At 65.3% G+C, this 19,463-nt stretch carries 20 protein-coding genes, 1 tRNA gene and 2 pseudogenes; 17 read left to right on the forward strand and 6 right to left on the reverse strand.

Annotation, left to right across the window (positions count from 1 at the left end):
- Positions 1-202 precede the first annotated feature (202 nt).
- From ACESLR_RS09110 to ACESLR_RS09145, 8 genes and pseudogenes are all read left to right on the forward strand, one after another.
- Positions 203-292, forward strand: a tRNA-Ser gene (locus ACESLR_RS09110).
- 280 nt (positions 293-572) lie between these two features.
- Positions 573-1,574 (forward strand): annotated as a pseudogene (locus tag ACESLR_RS09115) (SulP family inorganic anion transporter); the annotation flags it as partial.
- Positions 1,575-1,647: 73 nt separating this feature from the next.
- Positions 1,648-2,268: an RNA-guided endonuclease InsQ/TnpB family protein gene (locus ACESLR_RS09120; protein ID WP_373023858.1), complete on the forward strand. Its 621-nt coding sequence runs from the start codon at positions 1,648-1,650 to the stop codon at positions 2,266-2,268.
- A 17-nt stretch (positions 2,269-2,285) separates the two neighbouring features.
- Positions 2,286-2,603, forward strand: a pseudogene (locus ACESLR_RS09125) (sodium-independent anion transporter); the annotation flags it as partial.
- A gap of 121 nt (positions 2,604-2,724) precedes the next feature.
- Positions 2,725-3,414 (forward strand): Bax inhibitor-1/YccA family protein, encoded by a 690-nt coding sequence (locus tag ACESLR_RS09130; RefSeq protein ID WP_373023860.1) that lies wholly within the window; start codon positions 2,725-2,727, stop codon positions 3,412-3,414.
- 97 nt (positions 3,415-3,511) lie between these two features.
- Positions 3,512-4,483, forward strand: coding sequence for a D-2-hydroxyacid dehydrogenase (locus ACESLR_RS09135; RefSeq protein WP_373023861.1), 972 nt, complete (start codon positions 3,512-3,514; stop codon positions 4,481-4,483).
- Between the two features lie 5 nt (positions 4,484-4,488).
- Positions 4,489-4,707 (forward strand): SlyX family protein, encoded by a 219-nt coding sequence (locus ACESLR_RS09140; RefSeq protein WP_373023862.1) that lies wholly within the window; start codon positions 4,489-4,491, stop codon positions 4,705-4,707.
- Positions 4,708-4,711: 4 nt separating this feature from the next.
- Positions 4,712-5,521 carry a class I SAM-dependent methyltransferase gene (locus ACESLR_RS09145; RefSeq protein ID WP_373023863.1) on the forward strand — a complete coding sequence of 270 codons (810 nt, stop codon included), beginning with the start codon at positions 4,712-4,714 and terminating at the stop codon, positions 5,519-5,521.
- On the opposite strand, the gene ACESLR_RS09150 is transcribed toward ACESLR_RS09145, so the two are convergent.
- Positions 5,476-6,036: a ubiquinol-cytochrome C reductase, iron-sulfur subunit gene (locus ACESLR_RS09150; RefSeq protein WP_373023934.1), complete on the reverse strand. Its 561-nt coding sequence runs from the start codon at positions 6,034-6,036 to the stop codon at positions 5,476-5,478. The two genes, ACESLR_RS09145 and ACESLR_RS09150, sit on opposite strands and share 46 nt — an antisense overlap.
- Before the next feature lie 86 nt (positions 6,037-6,122).
- Between ACESLR_RS09150 and ACESLR_RS09155 the strand changes: the two genes are divergently transcribed.
- From ACESLR_RS09155 to cyaY, 3 genes are read left to right on the forward strand one after another with little or no spacing between them, the layout of a single operon-like run.
- Positions 6,123-6,458 carry a hypothetical protein gene (locus ACESLR_RS09155; RefSeq protein ID WP_373023864.1) on the forward strand — a complete coding sequence of 112 codons (336 nt, stop codon included), beginning with the start codon at positions 6,123-6,125 and terminating at the stop codon, positions 6,456-6,458.
- The gene (locus ACESLR_RS09160; protein WP_373023865.1) at positions 6,458-6,844 is read left to right on the forward strand and encodes a DUF423 domain-containing protein; all 387 of its coding nucleotides are present in this window, start codon (positions 6,458-6,460) and stop codon (positions 6,842-6,844) included. The genes ACESLR_RS09155 and ACESLR_RS09160 overlap by 1 nt, the downstream gene beginning before the upstream one ends.
- Positions 6,845-6,897: 53 nt before the next feature.
- Positions 6,898-7,221: an iron donor protein CyaY gene (gene cyaY, locus ACESLR_RS09165; RefSeq protein WP_373023866.1), complete on the forward strand. Its 324-nt coding sequence runs from the start codon at positions 6,898-6,900 to the stop codon at positions 7,219-7,221.
- Here the strand turns inward: cyaY and ACESLR_RS09170 are convergent.
- The 4 genes from ACESLR_RS09170 to crcB form a co-directional block, all read right to left on the reverse strand.
- On the reverse strand, positions 7,218-7,655 hold the full coding sequence (locus ACESLR_RS09170; RefSeq protein ID WP_373023868.1) for a hypothetical protein: 438 nt from the start codon (positions 7,653-7,655) through the stop codon (positions 7,218-7,220). The genes cyaY and ACESLR_RS09170 overlap by 4 nt on opposite strands.
- Positions 7,656-7,692: 37 nt before the next feature.
- The gene (locus tag ACESLR_RS09175; RefSeq protein WP_373023935.1) at positions 7,693-8,685 is read right to left on the reverse strand and encodes a thioredoxin family protein; all 993 of its coding nucleotides are present in this window, start codon (positions 8,683-8,685) and stop codon (positions 7,693-7,695) included.
- Between the two features lie 102 nt (positions 8,686-8,787).
- The gene (serS, locus tag ACESLR_RS09180; protein WP_373023869.1) at positions 8,788-10,074 is read right to left on the reverse strand and encodes a serine--tRNA ligase; all 1,287 of its coding nucleotides are present in this window, start codon (positions 10,072-10,074) and stop codon (positions 8,788-8,790) included.
- A 105-nt stretch (positions 10,075-10,179) separates the two neighbouring features.
- Positions 10,180-10,590, reverse strand: a complete 411-nt coding sequence (gene crcB, locus ACESLR_RS09185; RefSeq protein ID WP_373023936.1) for a fluoride efflux transporter CrcB — start codon at positions 10,588-10,590, stop codon at positions 10,180-10,182.
- Between the two features lie 80 nt (positions 10,591-10,670).
- Here crcB and ACESLR_RS09190 point away from each other — a divergent pair, with 80 nt between their 5' ends.
- The 4 genes from ACESLR_RS09190 (at position 10,671) to ACESLR_RS09205 (ending at position 15,663) form a co-directional block, all read left to right on the forward strand.
- The gene (locus ACESLR_RS09190) at positions 10,671-12,167 is read left to right on the forward strand and encodes an FAD-linked oxidase C-terminal domain-containing protein (protein ID WP_373023870.1); all 1,497 of its coding nucleotides are present in this window, start codon (positions 10,671-10,673) and stop codon (positions 12,165-12,167) included.
- Positions 12,168-12,204: 37 nt separating this feature from the next.
- The gene (locus ACESLR_RS09195) at positions 12,205-13,155 is read left to right on the forward strand and encodes a GGDEF domain-containing protein (RefSeq protein WP_373023937.1); all 951 of its coding nucleotides are present in this window, start codon (positions 12,205-12,207) and stop codon (positions 13,153-13,155) included.
- A 53-nt stretch (positions 13,156-13,208) separates the two neighbouring features.
- Complete coding sequence (locus ACESLR_RS09200; RefSeq protein WP_373054349.1) at positions 13,209-14,180, forward strand: diguanylate cyclase; 972 nt, start codon at positions 13,209-13,211, stop codon at positions 14,178-14,180.
- 178 nt (positions 14,181-14,358) lie between these two features.
- Complete coding sequence (locus ACESLR_RS09205) at positions 14,359-15,663, forward strand: citrate synthase (RefSeq protein ID WP_373023872.1); 1,305 nt, start codon at positions 14,359-14,361, stop codon at positions 15,661-15,663.
- 144 nt (positions 15,664-15,807) lie between these two features.
- Here the strand turns inward: ACESLR_RS09205 and ACESLR_RS09210 are convergent, their stop codons facing one another.
- Positions 15,808-17,196, reverse strand: coding sequence for a TolC family outer membrane protein (locus tag ACESLR_RS09210; RefSeq protein ID WP_373054350.1), 1,389 nt, complete (start codon positions 17,194-17,196; stop codon positions 15,808-15,810).
- 382 nt (positions 17,197-17,578) lie between these two features.
- Here ACESLR_RS09210 and ACESLR_RS09215 point away from each other — a divergent pair, with 382 nt between their 5' ends.
- A complete protein-coding gene (locus ACESLR_RS09215) occupies positions 17,579-18,274 on the forward strand; it encodes a transglutaminase-like cysteine peptidase (protein WP_373023938.1) in 696 nt (231 codons plus the stop codon).
- Positions 18,275-18,287: 13 nt separating this feature from the next.
- Positions 18,288-19,463, forward strand: a 1,176-nt coding sequence (locus ACESLR_RS09220) for a LapD/MoxY N-terminal periplasmic domain-containing protein (RefSeq protein WP_373067065.1), incomplete at its 3' end; no start/stop codon positions are given.

The following is a 19,463-nucleotide window of genomic DNA, read 5'->3' on the forward strand; positions in this document are numbered from 1 at the left end:
TCACCCCTGGCGTCAGCCTGCCGTCACTCCACGGGCCTGATCCCAAAAGGGGACATTTCTACTTGGCAGAGAAGGGGACATCTCTATTTGGGGTTTACAGCATTTCATGGCGAACACCCGGCTGCCATCAACACCCTGGTCGGCCGACGCCGCACCACACCGGTTGCCAGCCCGCCCCCCTTGCCAGACAATGCCCGACCTCGGAGAGGTGGCAGAGCGGTTGATTGCACCGGTCTTGAAAACCGGCAGGGGTGAAAGCCCCTCGAGGGTTCGAATCCCTCCCTCTCCGCCATCCCTCATTCCCCGCACCATCCCCCAGCCTACCCGACCAACAGCCGCCGCTCGCACGCAACCAATAGCTGATCCGACATGTGTCACATAGAACAGGTTAGATAGAAGAAAATATACTCACCCCCTACAATCAGCGCCACTTCCCGATCGCACCTGCGCCCCTGCCGATCCCAGCGCTGGCTGCCAGCACTCCGACGACAGATCTAGCAGGCCCCTGGCCCTGATCACCCCGGGCCCTGATCCTCGGCTTCGCACCTTCGTCGATCTCCCGAACTGGCCAAGTGAGCGACCCGACGAATTCGATCCTCCTGCGAGTGTTTCCCTTCCTGAGCTGGTGCCCCACGAAGCAGACGCTCAGCGCGGACTTCATCGCCGGGATCTCGGTCGCCCTGGTCCTCATCCCGCAATCGATGGCCTACGCGCAGTTGGCCGGTCTGCCGCCCGTCTACGGGCTGTATGCCTCCCTGCTACCGGTGATGGTGGCCGCACTCTGGGGATCCTCCAGCCAGCTCGCAACGGGCCCTGTGGCGATGGTCTCGCTACTGACGGCGTCGGCGCTGATACCACTGGCCGCCCAGGGATCTTCCGAGTTCATCATGCTCGCCATCGCCCTGGCATTCATTGTTGGCATGGTCCAGCTGCTGCTGGGGCTCTTCAAGCTGGGTGCGCTGGTCAGCTTTATCTCGCATCCCGTGATTGTGGGGTTCACCAACGCGGCCGCGATCATCATTGCACTCTCGCAGTTGAACAAGATCCTTGGTATCCCGATCGATACGAGCGGCCAATTCATGCTGGGCCTCCGGGACGTCCTCATGGAACTGGGCCGCATCCACTGGCCGACGCTTGCGTTTGGAGTCGGTGCGATCGTCCTGATGGTCCTGATGAGGCGGTTCACCCCCACCAAGGTGCCGGGTGTCCTCGTAGCCGTGGTCGTGGGCATCCTCACGAGCTGGGCCGTGGGCTACGAACAGAAGGCCGAGACCACCGCCGACCGGATGGCGCCGAGCGCCGTGCTCACCCTCGCCCAGGGCATCGAGCGCGAAGGCCAACGCCTGGATGAGCTCAACGACCAGATCCGCCAGGTGGAAGCCGAGTTGCAGGAACAGCAGGGTGCCGAAGCCGTACAGCTCCGCCACGAAGCCGACCAGCTGCGCCTGCAACGCGATGAGCTACGGCCCGAACTGGCCGGCATGCGCGCCGAGATCCGCGATATCACCCTGCGGCGCCTCCCTGACACGGGCGGCGAACCGGACCGCTTCATCGCTGACGGCCACTTGACCGAACCTGGACTACCAAACCGCGCCGCAGTGCTCCGCCTATAGCCGCGCAGCGGCTTAGGGGGTGGTGAGGCGGCACATGGCGCGTCGCGCCAGAATTTGCATCGATTCCCGCAAGGAGGAGGCGTCGAAGAAGGCGTCCGGCAAGACGCGGCGCTTTCCCGTCTCCAACCGGCTCCAAGGGGAGTACGAACGCCTGCGTCGTCTTCACCGCAAGGTCGCGGACCAGCGAAACGACTTCCTGCATCAGACGACGGCGGCACTGATTGGGCAGTTCGCCGCCCTGGGCCTGGAGGAACTGAACATCCGCAACCTGACCGCCTCGGGCGGTCAGCACAAGAAGGGCGTGAACCGAAGCCTCCTGGATGCGGCGGGCGCGGCCTTCCATCAACGGCTCGGGTACAAAGCGGAAGAGGCTGGTATCTGGGCGATGGAAGCGCCCACGCGTCCACTCAAGCCCTCGCAGACCTGTCATGCCTGTGGGCGTCAGGAGAAGAAGCCGCTCAGCCAGCGGCGTCATGAGTGCCCCTGTGGCGTGTCCTGCACGCGGGATGAAAACGCCGCACGGGTCTTGATGGCGTGGGCCGAGCCGCAGTTATCCGGTCGGGAACCGGCCGAGGCGTGGAGGGCGGTAAGACCGAATCATCCCCCGGATGAGCCGGCACTCCCAATGAAGCGCGAAACGCACGCCATAGCCTGAAAGGCTTGGCGGGAGTAGTTCATTTCGCCAACGTGCCGTATTTCGAAGACGCCGTGCTGGACCTGCTGGCCCGCCATCCGCAGGCCAAGTACCTGATCGTGGTGGGCAAGGGTATCAACGAGATTGACGCCTCCGGAGAGGAAGTCATCCACCAGCTCGTGCACCGCCTCAAGGCACACGGCATCACCCTCGTGTTCGCCGGGATGAAGGCCCAGGTCATTGAGGTCATGCAACGCACCGGTCTGGAGGACATCATCGGCAAGGACAACATCTTCAAATCCACGGACTATGCGGTAAAGACCATTTCGGAAAAGGTCGGCGAGCCCATCAAATAGCCCACGCCGGTCCCGCTTTTCCATGGCCCGGCCGATGCCCCGGATCCTCCATGGAAACACTGCAACGGGCCGCGCTTGCCGCTACACTGTGGATGTTTCGAACCCATTGAGGAGTTGACCCGTGTCCCGAGACCAGATCGTCCGCTCGAGTCGTAATCCGTCCAGCACTGGATCCATCAGCGAGACCATCTCGACCAACAAGGTGATCCGGCAGACCTACATCCTGCTGTCGCTCACCCTGGCGTTCAGCGCGGTGACCGCGTTTATCGCCATGGCGGTCAACGCCCCGCCGGTGCACTGGATCATCATGCTTGGCGTGCTGATCGGTGGTCCGTTCGCCATCCACGCCGCCCGCAATTCGATGCTCGGCATCGTGCTGACCTTCGCCTTTACCGGTGCCCTGGGCTTCTTCCTCGGGCCCATCCTGAGCATGTACCTCGGACTGGCAAACGGTCCGCAGATCGTCGGCAACGCATTCGCCGCCACGGCCGTCGCGTTCGTGACGCTGTCCGGTTACGCCCTGGCCACCAAGAAAGACTTCAGCTTCCTCGGAGGCTTTCTGGTGGTCGGCCTCATCGTCGCTCTGCTGGCCATCGTTGCCAACCTGTTCCTGGCGATCCCGGCGCTGTCGCTGGCCATCTCCGCAGCGGTTGTATTGCTGCTGTCGGCGGCGATCCTGTTCGATACCAGCCGGATGATTCACGATCCGGAGGCAAACTACATCGTGATGACCGTCTCGCTGTACGCGAACCTCTACGTGATGTTCCTGCACCTGCTTAACCTGTTCGCCGCCTTCATGGGCGAAAACTAGGTACGAGTGCAAAACGCGGGAACACGTTTCGGGGCCCCGCCGTGCGGGGCCCTTTTCATTGGATACCGGTTTAACAGCATCCCGGGGAACGCGGCCCATGACCCAGCTCCAGCGCGGCGTCTTTCTCGACCTCTCCACGGTCGACCGGGACGATCTCGACCTGACCGAACTCCGGGCATGCCTGCCCGACTGGACCTTCCACGACCGCACGCGTCCCGACGAGCGCGCCGAACGAATTGCTGATGCCCAGGTGGTCATCACCAACAAGGTCGAACTGGACGCCGACGTGCTGGCCGCGGCACCCCGCCTGCGGCTCGTCTGCGCCGCTGCCACCGGTGTCAACAACATCGACGTAGTCGCCGCGCGCCGGCTGGGCATGGTGGTCAGCAATGCCCGCGACTACGCCACCGACTCCGTCGTGCAGCACGTCTTCGCGCTGCTGCTGACCCTGGTGACCCGACTGGACGCGTACCGGGCCGACATCCGCGCAGGTCGCTGGAGCGCCTCGGACCAGTTCTGCCTGCTCGACCATCCGATCGGCACCCTGGCCGGGATGCGCCTCGGCATCATCGGATGGGGCGTCCTGGGCCAGGCGACCGCCCGCGTGGCCGAGGCCTTCGGCATGGAAGTCCTGGTCGCGGAGAGCCAGGATCCCGCCCGCACCGCACAAAAAGACCGCGTCCCACTGGATCGCCTGCTCTGCCAGTGCGACGTGATCAGTCTTCATTGCCCTCTCACGCCCGCGACCCGACACCTCATCAACGATGCGGCATTGCAGCGGATGCGTCCCGGGAGCCTGCTGCTGAACACGGCCCGCGGCGGGCTGGTCGATCCCGACGCCCTTGCCCGCCACCTGCGCTCCGGGCCTCTCGGCGGTGCCGGCATCGACGTCCTCGAGCCGGAACCCCCGCCGGCGGATCATCCCCTGCTGGCCGACGACATCCCGAACCTCGTCCTCACGCCCCACACCGCCTGGGCCGCCCGGAGCGCCCGCCAGCGGGTGATTGACGAGGTCACGGCCAACATCCGCGGCTTCGCGAGCGGCCAGCCGCGCAACGTGGTGGAATGACCGGCATGGACACCAAGGCCCTGCAACAGCGCATCGAGGACCTGGAGATCCGCCAGGCCCATCAGGAATACACCCAGGAAGAGCAGGCCCGCGTCCAGCTGGAACTGCAGCAGGCCAATACCGAACTGCGCCAGCAAGTCCAGTGGCTGCGGGATCGTCTGCGTGACCTTGAGGAACGCGGCGGCGCCCCCGAGGGCGCGGAACCCCCACCGCCGCACTACTGATTCCATGCCGCTCACCGTACGCGCCGCGCCCGGTCGGAAGGCGGAAGCCGAGCGATTGCGCGAGGCACTGGCCCGCTGCGGCTACCACCACGACGGCGACGCCGACCTGGTCCTGGAAACCGGCGACCACGGCCTCGAGCTGATCCGCGAGGACACACGACCACCGCTGCGGCTGCAGCTCGACTTCGCCGCCGGGCGCCAGGGCTACCGCCTTGCCCATGCCGGCCATCAGCGCGAAGGGCTCATCCGTGCCTTCGGCAAGCTCCCGCGCGACGGCCGGGTACTGGACGCCTCCGCCGGGCTCGGGCGCGACACCCTGCTACTGGCCGCGCACGGCTTCCAGGTAACGGCCTGGGAGCGGCACCCGGTGGTGTACCACCTGCTGGCCGACGCGCTGGCTCGCGCCGCACTCCACCCGGAACTCGCCCCCATCATCGGGCGCATTGATCTCCGCGAGGGCAACGCCAACCCCGATCGTTTGGACCCGCCCGCGATGGCCGCCGTATTCGATCCCATGTTCCCGGAGCGCACCAAGCGCGCGGCCGTCAAGAAGGACATGCAGCTGATCCAGGCGCTGATGCCCGACGCCGCGGACCCTGATGCCGAGGAAACCCTGGCCAGCCTGCGCCGGCACGTGGAACGCCGCGTGATTGTCAAGCGCCCGCTGCATGCCCCGGCTGTCGGACCGGATACGCCCCAGGCCCGCGTCAAGGGCAAGAGCGTGCGCTTCGATCTCTATCCCGCCCTTCGCGAAGACGACCAGGGGTCTCAGGGATTCTCCAGAATCAACTGCTCATCCCCGACAAATCGATAGTCGGGTATGGGCAGGTTGCGGCGAGCGGACTGCTCTGCATACACCCGCCCGGCGCCGTCATAGCGACCGCCGCGGCAGCGGTCGACGAACCCCCCGCTCCAGTCTTCGGCGTCATCCGGGTGCACCAGGTCCAGCTCGCAGCCCAGGTCCGTGCCCTCGCCGATCACCACCAGCCATTCGGGCCTGAAACTGCGCAGCGGCAGGTCCAGGCCATCCGGCTGCTGGCCCCGCCGCGCGCCCGGGTCCACGAGCTCGTCGTCGTCCGCCAGAGCTGCCTGCCACGCGGCGTCGCGATGGACCACCAGCACATGCCGGTTCCCGTGGACAAAGCGCCCGGCCTCGCCCGGCGCGATCTCCCCGAGGTCCACCCGCAGCGTCTCGCCGCGGGTATCCACCGGACCGGAAAAGGCATACCCCAGCATCACCACCATCAGCAGCAGCGCGGCCGCCAGTACCATCAGTTTCATCAAGGCACGGATGCGCACCCGCGCCAGCGACTCGTTCTCGGCCTGCACCTGTTTACCCCCGGTCATCTGGCCAACCCTCGACACAGCGTCGAAATCGCTTTGCCTCAGCCTGACGCGCGCCTACACTATGCGGCATGAACGCACCCAAACGCTCCAACCGCACCTACGTCGGCCTGTACAACGACATGTACGCCGGCATGACCCCCATCGGCAATTTCATCCGCGATGCCTGGGTATTCGGCATCCTGCCGGAGACCGAAACCTGCGATGGCTGGGATGTCTCGCGCATCCAGATGCTGCATGACCAGGTCAATGCCGAGTGGGACAAGTATGACCTGCGCATCAGCAACCTCCCGCCGGAACTGCGCGAACGTCACGAGCGCATCCACCAGGAGGCGATCGAACGCGCCCGCGAACACGGCTGGGTCCCCGGCCAGGACATCGACAGCGAGATGGGCGACGACGCCTGATGGGCGGTGGCGAACCCCTCATACGCCCCCTGATCGTCATCGCCGCCCTGCTGGGCGGGGTCGCGGTCATCCTCGGCGCCTTCGGGGCCCACGCCCTTCAGGAACGCCTCTCGGAACACGCGCTGTCGACCTGGCACACGGGGGTCCAGTATCACTTCATCCACGCCCTGGCCCTGTTGCTTTTGGCCGCGCTGTGGGCACACCTGGCCAACGGCTGGGCCACCGCCAGCGCCGTCGCATTCGTGATCGGCATCCTGCTCTTCTCCGGCAGCCTGTATGCCCTGGCCCTCGGGGCACCCCGCATCCTCGGGGCGATCGCGCCGCTGGGCGGGACGGCCTTTATCCTCGGCTGGGCGGGGTTGGCCATTGCCGCCTGGCGCGGCTGATCTATAATCGCGCCCTGCAAGCCCCCAACCTTCCCGACCGGATCAAGCGCCCCATGAGCCAGACCTCCTTCGCCGTATTTGCCGAGAAAGCCCTGGACGACATCCAGACCCGCCTGAGCGAGCAGAGCGCGCTGGATGATCTGGACATCGATCTGATCGACGGCGTGATGACGATCGAGTTCGACGACGGCGCCCAGATGATCCTGAACCGCCAGGAAGCCGCCGAACAGATCTGGCTTTCCTCGCCCGAGGGTCCGGCCCACTTCGGCTACTCCGAGGAGGAAGGCGCCTGGATCGACGATCGCAATGGCGAAGACCTGCACGCGACCCTGGTGCGCGTCATCGAACAGAAACTGGGCGTTCCGGTCGATCTCTAACCCGCGTCTCCCGGCTCTGCCTTGCCCGCCCCGCTTCGCGGCTCGCCCCGGCCGGCCGCAGTGCGCTCCTCCGGCGTGGGCGGATCGTCTTCCAGTCCGCGCAGATGTGCCTCTACCTCGGCCAGCACCGGATGGGGCTTGTCCCGTTCCAGTGCCAGATCGATGGCCTTCAACGCCTCCACCGCCTGGGGGTCACCCCGAAGCGGCATGCGCGCCACGCCCAGCGCGAGCATGCGGAACTGGCGAAACACCAGATAGCTGAGGGTCGCTGCCCCCAGCGCACCCCACATGTAGTCCTGGAACCATAGCCAGACGGCCGCCCCGTAGCCACTGAAGGTCAGCGCAAAGATCCCCAGCGCCACGCGGTGAGACCGGGCGACGATTCCTTCCAGCACCTCGCGGTTGCGGATTACGAAGTCACGTTCGAAATGCAAGGTCATTCCTTGGTTCAGCGGGCCTGTCACGGCAGGCTCAGGGACGTGCCGGTTGCTGGGCGCGCCAGCGCTCGAAGGTCGGGTAGTCTTCGTAGCCACGGGTCAGCACGTAGTCCATCACGTTGCGCAGTCGATTCTGGTGTACCACGGAATCGACGCGAATGATCTCCTCGCCATGCTCGTCGAAAAAGATCAGTGTGGGGGCCCAGTGCACGCCCAGGTCGGAGGCCCACTCCTTCGCGCTGGTACGCTCGCCATCCGGCGTCAGTACCGGCGTATCGGCATCATCGGCATCCAGCTGGACGGCATCCATCAGCGCAATGCGCTCCAGCACCTCGTCCTGCTGCAACGGCTCGGAGTGCAGGATGTCGCAGGCGTGACAGGCCTCGCGCTCGAAGAACACCACCAGGGGACGGTCCGCGGGGACCTGGCTGCGATCCAGCGCATACGGCTCGCCGGAGAAGAAATCACGCTCATTGATGTCATCCAGCTCGAATTTCGGTGGCGGACTGGCCCGCTCAAGATAGTCGGCGAAGCTCTCTTCCCGGTCGTGCCGGTCAATCACGTACTCCAGCAACGCACGGAAGCGGTAGGGCGGGTAATAGCCGCGCATCTGATGGATGCGCTCGCCATCCTCGTCGTAGAAGGCAATCGAGGGCGTGAAGTTGAGCCGCTGTTCCGCCGCATAGCGGCGTTCGATCCAGGTCTCGCCATCCAGATCCGTCACCTCGCGAGTGCCCAGGGCGTCGATCGCCACGACATTGAAGTTCGATGCCAGATACTCGCGGATGTCGTCCTGTGCGAAGTTCTTCTCGAACAGGGCCTCGCAGTAGGGGCAGTCATCCATGCCGAAGTAGACGGCCAGTCCCATCTTGCCCTCGTCCACCGCGTCTTCGAGGTCCTCGCGCAGATCCAGAAAGCTCAGTTCGAACCAGTCGGGCGTATGCAGCCCGATTGGGCGCGGCGTGTCGTCGAACACCAGCCCTTCATCCGGCTCGGCCTCGTCGTCGGCCAGCACGGACGGAACCATCACGGCCCACGCGAGCAAAAGCGCCGCAAGTAAGGCGAGCGCAGCGGGGCGACGAATTCCGGGGAACGGACGTTTCACGTGGCAAGCTTCCGAATGGGCCTGTTAGTTCGACGGGGGCTGGAGTACCGAGGTTCCCTCGAGATACGGACGCAGCTTCGCGGGAATGCGGATCGAACCGTCCGCCTGCTGGTGATTTTCCAGCAATGCCACCAGTGCCCGGCCCACGGCCACCCCGGAGCCGTTGATGGTATGCACCAGTTCCGGCCGTTCGCCCGCCTTCGGGCGGAAACGCGCCTGCATCCGCCGCGCCTGGAAGGCCTCGAAGTTCGAGCAAGACGAGATCTCGCGGTAGGCATCCTGCGCCGGCAGCCAGACCTCCAGATCATAGGTGCGCGCGGCGGCGAAGCCCATGTCCCCGGCGCTCAACAGCATCACACGGTAGGGCAGCTCCAGCGCCTGCAGCACCGCCTCGGCATGCGCCAGCAGGCTTTCCAGGGCCGCGTTCGACTCGTCGGGGCGCACGATCTGCACCAATTCGACCTTCTCGAACTGGTGCTGCCGGATCAGCCCCCGCACGTCGCGGCCGTAGCTGCCGGCCTCGGAGCGAAAACACGGCGTATGGGCGACCATCCGCAGGGGCAACTCGTCGGCCTCCAGGATCTGTTCGCGCACCAGATTGGTCAGGGTCACCTCGGCGGTCGGGATCAGCCGGTAGCGCTGGTCACAGTCCACCGAGAACAGATCCTCGTCGAACTTCGGCAGCTGCCCGGTACCCTCCAGCGATTCGGGATTCGCCAGGTAGGGCACATAGGTCTCCTGGTAACCATGCGAGCCCGTGTGCATGTCCAGCATGAACTGGGTCAGGGCCCGGTGCAGGCGCGCCATCTGCCCGCGCATGACCACAAAACGCGAGCCGGCCACCCGCACCGCCGCCTCGAAGTCCAGCCAGCCACCCGGCAGGCCCAGGTCGACGTGATCGCGCGGCGCAAAGTCGAAGACGCGCGGCGTGCCCTCGCGCCGGATTTCCACGTTGGACTGCTCGTCCAGGCCATCCGGCACATCCGCCTGCGGCAGGTTGGGGATCCCCATCAGCAGCGTGTCCAGTGCCTTCTGGACGTCATGCAGATCGGTCTCGCACTGCTTGAGTTCCTCCCCCAGCCGACCGACCTCCGCCTTGAGTGGCTCGATGTCCTCGCCCCGCGCCTTGGCCTGCCCGATGTTCTTGGAGCGGGTGTTGCGCTCCGCCTGCAGTTCCTGGGTGCGCACCTGTAATGCCTTGCGCCGGGCCTCCAGGGACTCGAAACGTTCGCGGTCCAGGGTATAGCCGCGACGCGCGAGCGCGGCGGCGGTCGCGTCCAGATCCTGACGCAAGCTGCGAATATCAAGCATGACGGCTTTCCAGTGACGGGTTGCGGGAACGACGGGGAAGTCTACGGTTGCCACTCGACGACGTCCACGATGCAGCGGTGCCCGGGAGACCCTTTCTGGCGACTCTCACGAAGCCACAGGCCCGACACCCAGCACCCAGCGCGTCCCGTACAACCCGCCGGCGGCGGCGAACACGCAGGTCAGGAGACTCGCCAGCATGTACCCGAGCGCCCGCGCCCAGGCATCCGTATCCAGCATATGCACCACCTCGAGGGAAAACGTGGAGAACGTCGTAAAGCCCCCCAGCACTCCGACCACCAGCAACAGCCGCCAGGCGGGATGCAACTCCATGCGTTCCACCAGCAGCACGGCAAGCACGCCGATCAGGAAGGAGCCGAGGATGTTGACGCCGAGGGTCCCCCAGGGGAAGGCACGACCGAACTGCGCCACCATCCACTCCTGCATGCCGAAGCGCAGTGCGGAACCCAGCGCACCGCCCCCCGCCACCGCCAGGTAGGACCCCATTCCGATGTCCATCATCGGCCCCGCTCCAGAAAAAGGCCTACAGTTTATGCGATCACATCGCGTGTACCCAGCAGACCCCTACCATCGAGTTCATGAACGCGCATCCATCCATCGCCCCGTCCGACAATGCCATGCGGGCACTGGCCGCGGTCATCGAGATCCTGACGGCCGAACTGCCATCCGATGCCCTGGTACTCGAGGCGGCGGAACGCCGGGCCTACGAGTGCGACGGCCTCTCCGCCTACCGCCAGATTCCCGGGGCCGTGGCCTTGCCACGCTCCCGCGACCAATTACTGACCTGCCTGCGGGTCTGCCGTGAGCATGGCGTACCGATCATTCCGCGCGGGGCGGGCACCGGCCTGTCCGGCGGGGCATTGCCCAGCGAGACCGGGCTGCTGCTGTCCATGGCGCGCTTCAACCGCATTCTGGAGATCGATGCGGACAACCGGTGTGCGGTGGTTCAGCCCGGGGTACGCAATCTGGCGATCTCCGAGGCCGCTGCTCCCCAGGGGCTGTACTACGCCCCGGACCCCTCCTCCCAGATCGCCTGCTCCATCGGGGGCAATGTCGCCGAAAACGCCGGAGGCGTGCATTGCCTGAAGTACGGGCTCACCGTGCATAACGTGACCGGGCTGGAGCTCGTCACCCTAGACGGCGAGGTCATTCGGCTCGGAGGCAAGACCCTGGATACCGCCGGCCTGGATATGCTGGCCTTGATCGTCGGTTCGGAGGGCATGCTCGGCATCGTCACCGAGGTGACCGTGCGCCTGCTCCCGCGCCCCGAACGTACCCAGGTCCTGCTGGCGCGATTTGACGATGTCGACACGGCCGGACGCGCCGTAGCCGGAATCATCGCGGCCGGCCTGATCCCCGCCGGCCTCGAGATGATGGACAACGCCGCCATCCGGGCGGCCGAGGACTTCGTTCACGCCGGCTACCCGGTGGAAGCGGCCGCCATCCTCCTGTGTGAACTCGATGGCACCAACGCCGAGGTCTCCGAGGACATCATGGTGGTGCGCCGGAAGCTGCTGAATCTCGGTGCCACCGAGGTACGAACCGCCCGAGACGACGCCGAGCGCGCCCTCTTCTGGGCAGGGCGCAAGGCCGCCTTCCCCGCTGCCGGCCGGATCTCGCCCGACTACTACTGCATGGACGGCACCATCCCGCGCCACCAGCTCGGTACCGTGCTGGAACGCATCAACAGCTTGTCGCGCGAACACGGCCTCGGGGTCTGCAATGTCTTCCACGCCGGCGACGGCAACCTGCACCCCCTGATCCTGTATGACGCCAATCAGGCCGGCCAGCTGGAGACAGCCGAGGCCTTCGGTCAGCAGATCCTGGAGCTGTGTGTTGAGGTCGGGGGTACCGTTACCGGCGAACACGGGGTCGGCGTCGAGAAGCTGGACGGCATGTGCGTCCAGTTCGCCGCGCCGGAACTGGAGCAGTTTCACCACCTCCGCCGCGCCTTCGACCCACTGGGCCTGCTCAATCCCGGCAAGGCCGTCCCGACGCTGGCCCGCTGCGCCGAGTTTGGCCGCCAGCACGTGCACGGCGGGCAGCTGTCACATCCCGACCTGCCCCGCTTGTAGGATGACGGATCCGACCGAACCGAACGCGCGCCACGGCATGCCCGGGGCCACCCTTGCCACCGCACTGGCCGACGAGTTCTCCGGTGCCGTCGATGCCACCCTGAATGCCCTGCAGGCGCTGATCCCGCTGGACATCTGGATGGTGACACGGGTCGAGGCCGACGACTGGATCGTGCTACACACGCGCGGTCGCGCACCCCGCTTCCGTCCGGGGGCCGCATTCAGTTGGCAGCATTCCTACTGCCTGCACATGAATGCGGGCGACGGGCCGAACATCGCCGCCGATGCGAGCACAATCCCGGTCTATGCCCACGCCTCGATCAATGATATTGCGACGATCGGCTGCTACGTCGGATTCCCGCTGTACAAAGGGAACGGCGAGCTTTTCGGCACCTTGTGCGGCTTGCATCCGGAACCCATGGATACCGGCATCGAACAGCACGAGCCTGTGGTCCGCGCCCTGGCCGAGTCACTGGGTCACGTGCTGCGCCTCAGTGAGCGGGCCGAGGTCCTGGACCGTCTGCGCCAGCACACCGCCCTTGCCGCGCACAGTGATCCGGCGACCGGCGTACTCAATCGCCGTGGCTGGGAACTCGCCCTGGAAGCCGAGGAAACGCGCTGCCAGCGGAGCGGCCAACCGGCCGGCGTCATTGCCCTCGACCTGTTCCCGGACCACCCGCCCCCGGGCACCACCGGGTTCCCCGCCGATACCGACCTCGTCCGCGCCATCCTCGCCCTGCAGGGGCTGGTACATCCCACCGACCTGATCGGTCGACTTGGCGGCAACCAGTTCGCCCTGCTCGCCAGCCAGTTGAGCGAGGCGCCACTCGCACAGCGCGCCCAGGACCTGCAACAGTCTCTCGCCGAGCAGGAAATCCCCGCGGCCGTTGGGCACGCCATGCGCGAGGCCGGCACCGGCAGCCTCGAAAACGCCCTGAAGCGCGCCACCCGCGCCATGCGGCAGACGCCACAGGCCGCGTCGGCCTGACCGCGGCCTTCCAGTATCAAACCGACACCCGCGCCTTTTCGACGGAATGTCCTATGCCCCGAAGCTCCGATCCACTCGACGCCGCCCCTTCCCCGTTCAACCTCGGGGTCGACAATGCCCTGAAGCTGCTCCACCGGATCGCCCCACTGGACGTCTGGATGCTGACCCGCATCGAGGGCAACGAGCAGATCGTGGTGCGTGCCGACGACCATGGATACGGGATCGAACCCGGCACCGCCTTCGACTGGGGCAACTCGTTCTGCATCCGCATGCTTGCCGAACGAGGTCCACGCATCGCCCCCGACGTGCAGCAAGTCCCCGCCTACCGGGAGGTACTAGCGGCCCAGGACAACCCACCCGCCAGCGGCAGCTACATCGGCTTTCCGGTCCAGGACCACGAATACGGCATGTACGGCGTTCTCTGTGCGATGCATCCGGAGGCCCTGTCCAGGGACCTCGAGGGACACGCCGAGGAAATCGAATCCACGGTGGCCGTCATCGAGGCCCTGCTCCGGCAGCGCCGCCAGATCGACGAACTCGAACGCGAACGCGAGGCCCTGGAACTCGAGGCGTACAGCGACGCCCTCACCGGTGCCCGCAACCGGCGGGGGTGGCAGATCGCCGTGAACGCCGAGGAGCAGCGCTGCCTGGATCACAGCCTCCCGGCGGGCATCATCGCCCTGGACCTCGACCACCTGAAGGCCGTGAATGACCAGGAGGGCCACGACGCGGGCGACCGGCTGATTGCTGCGGCCGGAAGGGCCCTGCGCGACGCAACCCGCGAGAACGACATCGTGGCCCGCCTGGGCGGCGACGAATTCGCCGTCCTGCTGCCCGACACCCCGGCCGACAACCTCCCCGAGATCGCTGGCCGGCGGCGCTCGGCCCTAACCACCTCCGGCGTGTCCGCCTCCATCGGCTATGCCTGCCGCACCGTCAGCGGCTCCCTGGACCAGGCACAGGCCAACGCCGATGCCGCCATGTACGCCGACAAGCGCCAACGCCGCGGCCCGCCCGCCTCCTGAACCCGCCGCATCCAGGCCCACCACCACACGCAGCCGCCGCGACACACGAGGCGCGAAATTCACAGCGGAGGTCCGACCGCCACCGCGGAGCCGCCCGAATCCCGCTGCCGCAGCGCCGCCTTTGGTTTACCATTGGGGCATCCGCATCCGGACGACCCCTTTCCCACGAGGCCGTTTCATGAGCAAAACCGTCACCCTGACCGACAACACCACCGGCAAGAGCATCGAATTGCCGGTCCAGGAGGGCTCGCACGGCCCGAACTGCCTGGATATCCGTGCCCTGTACAAGGAACTCGGCTACTTCACCTACGACCCGGGGTTCATGTCCACGGCCAGCTGTCGTTCGGACGTCACCTTCATCGACGGCGACGAAGGCACGCTGCTCTATCGCGGCTACCCAATCGAGCAACTCGCCGCAGAGAGCACCTACCTCGAGGTCTGCTACCTGCTGCTGAACGGCGAGCTGCCCTCCTCCGATGACCTCCACGACTTCTCGCGCATCATCAAGGAGCACTCGATGCTGCACGAGGCGGTGCGCCGTTTCTTTGACGGCTTTCGCCACGACGCGCATCCGATGGCGATCATGGTCGGCGTGGTTGGCGCGCTGTCGGCTTTCTATCACGACAACGTGGACGTGCATAACCCGGATCACCGGCGCATCGCCGCACACCGGCTGATCTCCAAGATGCCCACCATCGCCGCCTGGTCATACAAGTATGCGCACGGACAGCCGTTCATGTACCCGGACAACAACCTGTCCTACACCGCCAACTTCCTGTCCATGATGTTCGGCTTGCCCAGCGAGCCCTACCAGCCAAACCCGGTGTTCGTGCGCGCCCTGGACCTGATCCTGATCCTGCACGCCGACCACGAACAGAACGCCTCGACCTCCACCGTGCGCCTGTCCGGCTCCTCCGAGGCGAACCCGTTTGCCGCGATTTCAGCCGGCATCGCCTCGCTGTGGGGCCCGCTGCACGGCGGGGCGAACGAAAAGGTCATCCGCATGCTCGAGGAGATCGTAAACTCCGACAAGAGCGTCGAGGACTTCGTCGCGCGGGCGAAGGACAAGAACGACTCCTTCCGCCTGATGGGTTTCGGGCATCGCGTCTACAAGAACTACGACCCGCGGGCCAAGATCATCCGCACGATGTGCCACGAGTTGCTGGCAGAAATGGGCGACATGGGCGCCGACAACCAGCCGCTGTTTGACGTGGCCATGGAGCTGGAACGCATCGCGATGGAGGACGACTACTTCATCGAGCGCAAGCTCTACCCCAACGTGGATTTCTACTCCGGCATCATCCTGCGCGCGATGGGCATCCCGCTGAACATGTTCACCGTGATCTTTGCCCTCGCCCGCACCGTTGGCTGGATCTCGCACTGGAACGAGATGATGCAGGATCCGGAATCGCGCATTGGCCGCCCGCGCCAGCTCTACACCGGCTACCCCTCGCGCGAGTACGTCCCCATCGAAGAGCGCTGAGCCAAACACCCTGGGGTTCAAAGTCGCCCCGTGGACAACCTATTGAGAGCGCCCACCTAAAGGCGTCCGGATCCGCACACCATCCAACGGAAAAGGGCCAGCCCGGAGGCTGGCCCTTCTGTTCCGCCGAACATCGGTTGGCGATCAGCGAAAGATGCTCTCGTGCCGGGTTTCCATCATCCGCGGTGCTTCCGGCGGGCACACCGAGTCGGGATCGATGCGTGCCTCCTCGTCTTCCAGCCCCATCTCGTCGGCCGTCGGCATGTCCCCGCGCGAAATCTCCAGGTACTCAAGCAACCGGCCAAGGCCGTTCAGGGACCGGGCCTTCGCGATTTCCAGGTCGTGCTGCGCATTGACATAGGCGCGGCTGGCCTCGAAGTATTCGTTTTCGGCATCCAGCAGATCCAGCAGGGTGCGCTGGCCGATACCGAACTGCTGCCGGTAAGCGGTACGCACGCGGTCGGAGGAATCGCGATGCTGACGCAGGAACCGCAGCTGGCTTTCCTGGGAACGAGCATCGTTGTACGCCACCGATACGGTCTGGCGGACGTTGCGGCAGACCACTTCCTGCTGGTCGCGCGCCTGATTGAACTCTTCCGTGAACTGCCGCACGCGCGCCTGGTCCGTTCCGCCCCGGAAGAGGTTGAACGTCATCATCACCATGGCCGAGGTGTCATGGATCCGGATGTCCTGTCTTTCCAGCTGGTCGTTCTCGTAGGCGTGACGCAAACGCAGATCGACCCGGGGGTGGAAGGCCGCACGGGCGACATTGCGCTGTTCCTGCGCCGCCTCCATGTTCCTCAGGGACGCGAACATGGCCGGGTTCGTAGTGACCGCCTCGGTCAGCGCTTCCTGCACCGTGTCCGGGATGGGCTCTTCGGAGAAGGTTCCGACGAGATCCGCCCGGCCATCGGCCGGCATCTCGCCGACGACGCGATAGTAGCGGGCATTGACATCATGCAGGTTTTGCCGCTCGGTCAGAAGGTTGGATTCCGCAAGCGCGAGGCGCCCGGCCGCCTGTTCCAGATCCACGCCACGACCCACCCCGCGCTCGGTTTGGTCGACGATCTGGTCGTACACTTCCTTGTGGGCGTCATAGTTATCCTGCGCCAGCTCCACCAGCAGCCGCTGTCGCTGCACGTCGGCAAATGCCTGAACGGCCTCCAGCGCGATATCCTCGGTCATCTCCCGCAGCTCGAAGTACCGGACGCGCTGGATTTCGCCAAGGCGATTGACCTCGCTGGAGGTCTCAAACCCGTCATACAACATCTGCGTCAGCGTGATGTCCACGCCACGCGGGTTGCGCGAGAAGCTGTCGAAGCGGTCATCACTGGAACGCTGTCGCTGGTAGCCCGCTCGGGCATTCAGATCGATCTCCGGCATGAACCGCCCCCGCGCGCCGGCCTGCTCTTCGCCGGCCGCCCGGAATTCATGCCACTGCGACTGGACCTCCGGATTGGAGAGCACTGCTTCCATCGCGGCGTCCCGGAGTTCCTGTGGCGGCGCGGCATGCGCAGACGTCCCCACCGTTATCGCCACGGTCGCCGTCAATCCGACGAGAACCCCCTTGCTGGTCACAGACCCAAATCGCTTAATCGCTCTTGTCCTCTCATTAAGCGTGGACACCCCCCAGAACGACCGCTGCCGAGCTTGTTTTCGCTTGCCGGTCAGAAGTTTCTGGCTACCAAAACTTCTGAATACTAGGTACCGGCCCCCGATTGCACAACTCTGGTTACCTTTCCCGACTAACGCTGAGCAAACGAAAAACGAAACAGGGATTGATATAAATGAGAATTTTCCGGTGAAAATCTGGCGTTCCCCGTCAACCTAGCCCATCATCCGGTGAGACGCGTCATCCTCACTCATCGGAGAACACGCCCACGTGCGTTGGTCTTGTGCCCGTACCCTCTCGCGAATGATCCAGCTTCTCGCCGTCGTGCTGATGCTGGCGCTGGGCACGTGGACCCTGGGTATTTCCAACGCCGGGCTCGAAGACTTCGCGCAACTGGAGGAGTTCGCCGCAAACCGGTACGGCCCGGAGACGGCCGACCGGGTCCGCCAATGGCGCGAATTGCTGGAAACGCTGGCAGACGAAGACGAGCAAACCCAGATCACACGGGTGAACGAGTTCTTCAACCGCCAATTGCGTTATCAGGACGACCAGATCACCTGGGGCCAGGAGGACTTCTGGGCCACTCCGCTGGAGGCCATGGACAAGGGTGCCGCCGACTGCGAAGGCTTCTCGATCGCCAAGTACGTCAGCCTGCGCAAACTGGGCATCCCCGATGAACGTCTGCGGCTCTTCTACGTACGAGCACGCATCGGCGGCCCGGGGAGTAACCTGAGCCAGGCGCATATGGTCCTGGGCTACTTCGAAACGCCGCGCGACGAGCCCCGGGTTCTCGACAACCTGATCACCCGGATCGAGCGCGCCGGCGAACGCGATGACCTGACGCCAATCTTCTCGTTCAACAGTGAGGGCCTCTGGCCCGAGGGCGCGTCACAATCGCAGGCCGACCCCACGGCCCGGCTGTCCCGCTGGCGACGGGTCCTGGAAGAACTGGCGGAATACGGTCTCGATCTCGAAAATCCCATCAACCCGACCCCATAAAGAGGGCGCAGGCATGACGTTGAGAAAACAACTCTGGATCGCGGTGGCCATCATCATGCTGCTCGCGCTGCTGGTGAGCGTTGTCGCCAGCACGGTGTCGGCACGCAACTATCTGGCCCAGCAGATCCTGACCAAGAACATCGACAATGCCGCCTCGCTTGCACTGTCGCTTTCCCAGATGCCCAAGGACGATACGACCGTCGAATTGCAGATCGCCTCCCAGTTCGATACCGGCCATTACCGCCATATCCGGCTCGAGGATCCCGCGGGTGATCTCATATTGGAACGACGCAATCCCGAAACACCACAGGGTGTCCCGGATTGGTTTATCGACACCCTGAACTTCGATGTCCGCCCCGGGGTGGCGCAGGTGTCCGACGGCTGGTCGTCCTTTGGCACCCTGATGGTCGAGAGCCAGACCAATTACGCCTACGAAGAGCTCTGGGCCGGCACCCTGCGCCTGACGGCAATCTTCACTGCAGGGCTCCTGATCATCGGTCTGCTGGGCTCGTTCCTGCTCGGACGGCTCATCCAGCCCCTCGGGCATGTCGTGGAGCAGGCCGAGGCGGTAGGCGCACGCCGCTTCATCACCACCCCCGAACCGCGGACATGGGAATTCCGTGCACTGGTACGCGCCATGAACCGACTGACGGAGCATGTCCGCGGGATGCTCGCGGAGGAGTCGCGACGACTGGAACGCCTGAAGACCCGACTGCAACACGATGACGTGACGGGCCTGCTTGCCCGGGAACCGTTTCTCGCCCGCCTGCAGGCCTCGCTGGATAACCGGCATGCCGGTTCCTCCGGCAGCCTCGTGGTACTCCGCATCCACGACCTGGCCACGCTCAACCAGATCGTCGGCCACCAGCACCTCGATGGACTGCTCGCCCGGATCGCGAAGGTCCTCGACCAGGCCGTCGCCGATACCGAGTACGGCGCCGCGGGACGGCTCAACGGTTCCGACATGGCAGCCTTCGGTGACAGTATCGCGGACAGTCACCGGTTCGCGCAGTCCCTGTTGAGCGGGGTCCGGGACGCACTCGGCAACGAGGCGCCCGAAGCCCTGACGCTTCATGTTGCCGCGACCCTCTATCACCCCGAAGACACCACTGGAAAGGTTCTGACGCGAGCGGATCTCGCGCTGGCACGGGCGGAACTGGAACCCGGCGATGCAGTCGCCCACGAGCCC

Source organism: Thioalkalivibrio sp., from assembly GCF_041685615.1.
Taxonomy (GTDB): domain Bacteria; phylum Pseudomonadota; class Gammaproteobacteria; order Ectothiorhodospirales; family Ectothiorhodospiraceae; genus Thioalkalivibrio.

Bases quoted from the DNA above. Each gene is read 5' to 3' on its own strand.
- ACESLR_RS09120 (WP_373023858.1), top strand. From the start codon at position 1,648: ATGGCGCGTCGCGCCAGAATTTGCATCGATTCCCGCAAGGAGGAGGCG.
- ACESLR_RS09135 (WP_373023861.1), top strand. From the start codon at position 3,512: ATGACCCAGCTCCAGCGCGGCGTCTTTCTCGACCTCTCCACGGTCGAC.
- ACESLR_RS09140 (WP_373023862.1), top strand. From the start codon at position 4,489: ATGGACACCAAGGCCCTGCAACAGCGCATCGAGGACCTGGAGATCCGC.
- ACESLR_RS09145 (WP_373023863.1), top strand. From the start codon at position 4,712: ATGCCGCTCACCGTACGCGCCGCGCCCGGTCGGAAGGCGGAAGCCGAG.
- ACESLR_RS09155 (WP_373023864.1), top strand. From the start codon at position 6,123: ATGAACGCACCCAAACGCTCCAACCGCACCTACGTCGGCCTGTACAAC.
- ACESLR_RS09160 (WP_373023865.1), top strand. From the start codon at position 6,458: ATGGGCGGTGGCGAACCCCTCATACGCCCCCTGATCGTCATCGCCGCC.
- cyaY (WP_373023866.1), top strand. From the start codon at position 6,898: ATGAGCCAGACCTCCTTCGCCGTATTTGCCGAGAAAGCCCTGGACGAC.
- ACESLR_RS09175 (WP_373023935.1), bottom strand. From the start codon at position 8,685: ATGGTTCCGTCCGTGCTGGCCGACGACGAGGCCGAGCCGGATGAAGGG.
- serS (WP_373023869.1), bottom strand. From the start codon at position 10,074: ATGCTTGATATTCGCAGCTTGCGTCAGGATCTGGACGCGACCGCCGCC.
- crcB (WP_373023936.1), bottom strand. From the start codon at position 10,590: ATGGACATCGGAATGGGGTCCTACCTGGCGGTGGCGGGGGGCGGTGCG.
- ACESLR_RS09190 (WP_373023870.1), top strand. From the start codon at position 10,671: ATGAACGCGCATCCATCCATCGCCCCGTCCGACAATGCCATGCGGGCA.
- ACESLR_RS09195 (WP_373023937.1), top strand. From the start codon at position 12,205: ATGCCCGGGGCCACCCTTGCCACCGCACTGGCCGACGAGTTCTCCGGT.
- ACESLR_RS09200 (WP_373054349.1), top strand. From the start codon at position 13,209: ATGCCCCGAAGCTCCGATCCACTCGACGCCGCCCCTTCCCCGTTCAAC.
- ACESLR_RS09205 (WP_373023872.1), top strand. From the start codon at position 14,359: ATGAGCAAAACCGTCACCCTGACCGACAACACCACCGGCAAGAGCATC.
- ACESLR_RS09215 (WP_373023938.1), top strand. From the start codon at position 17,579: ATGATCCAGCTTCTCGCCGTCGTGCTGATGCTGGCGCTGGGCACGTGG.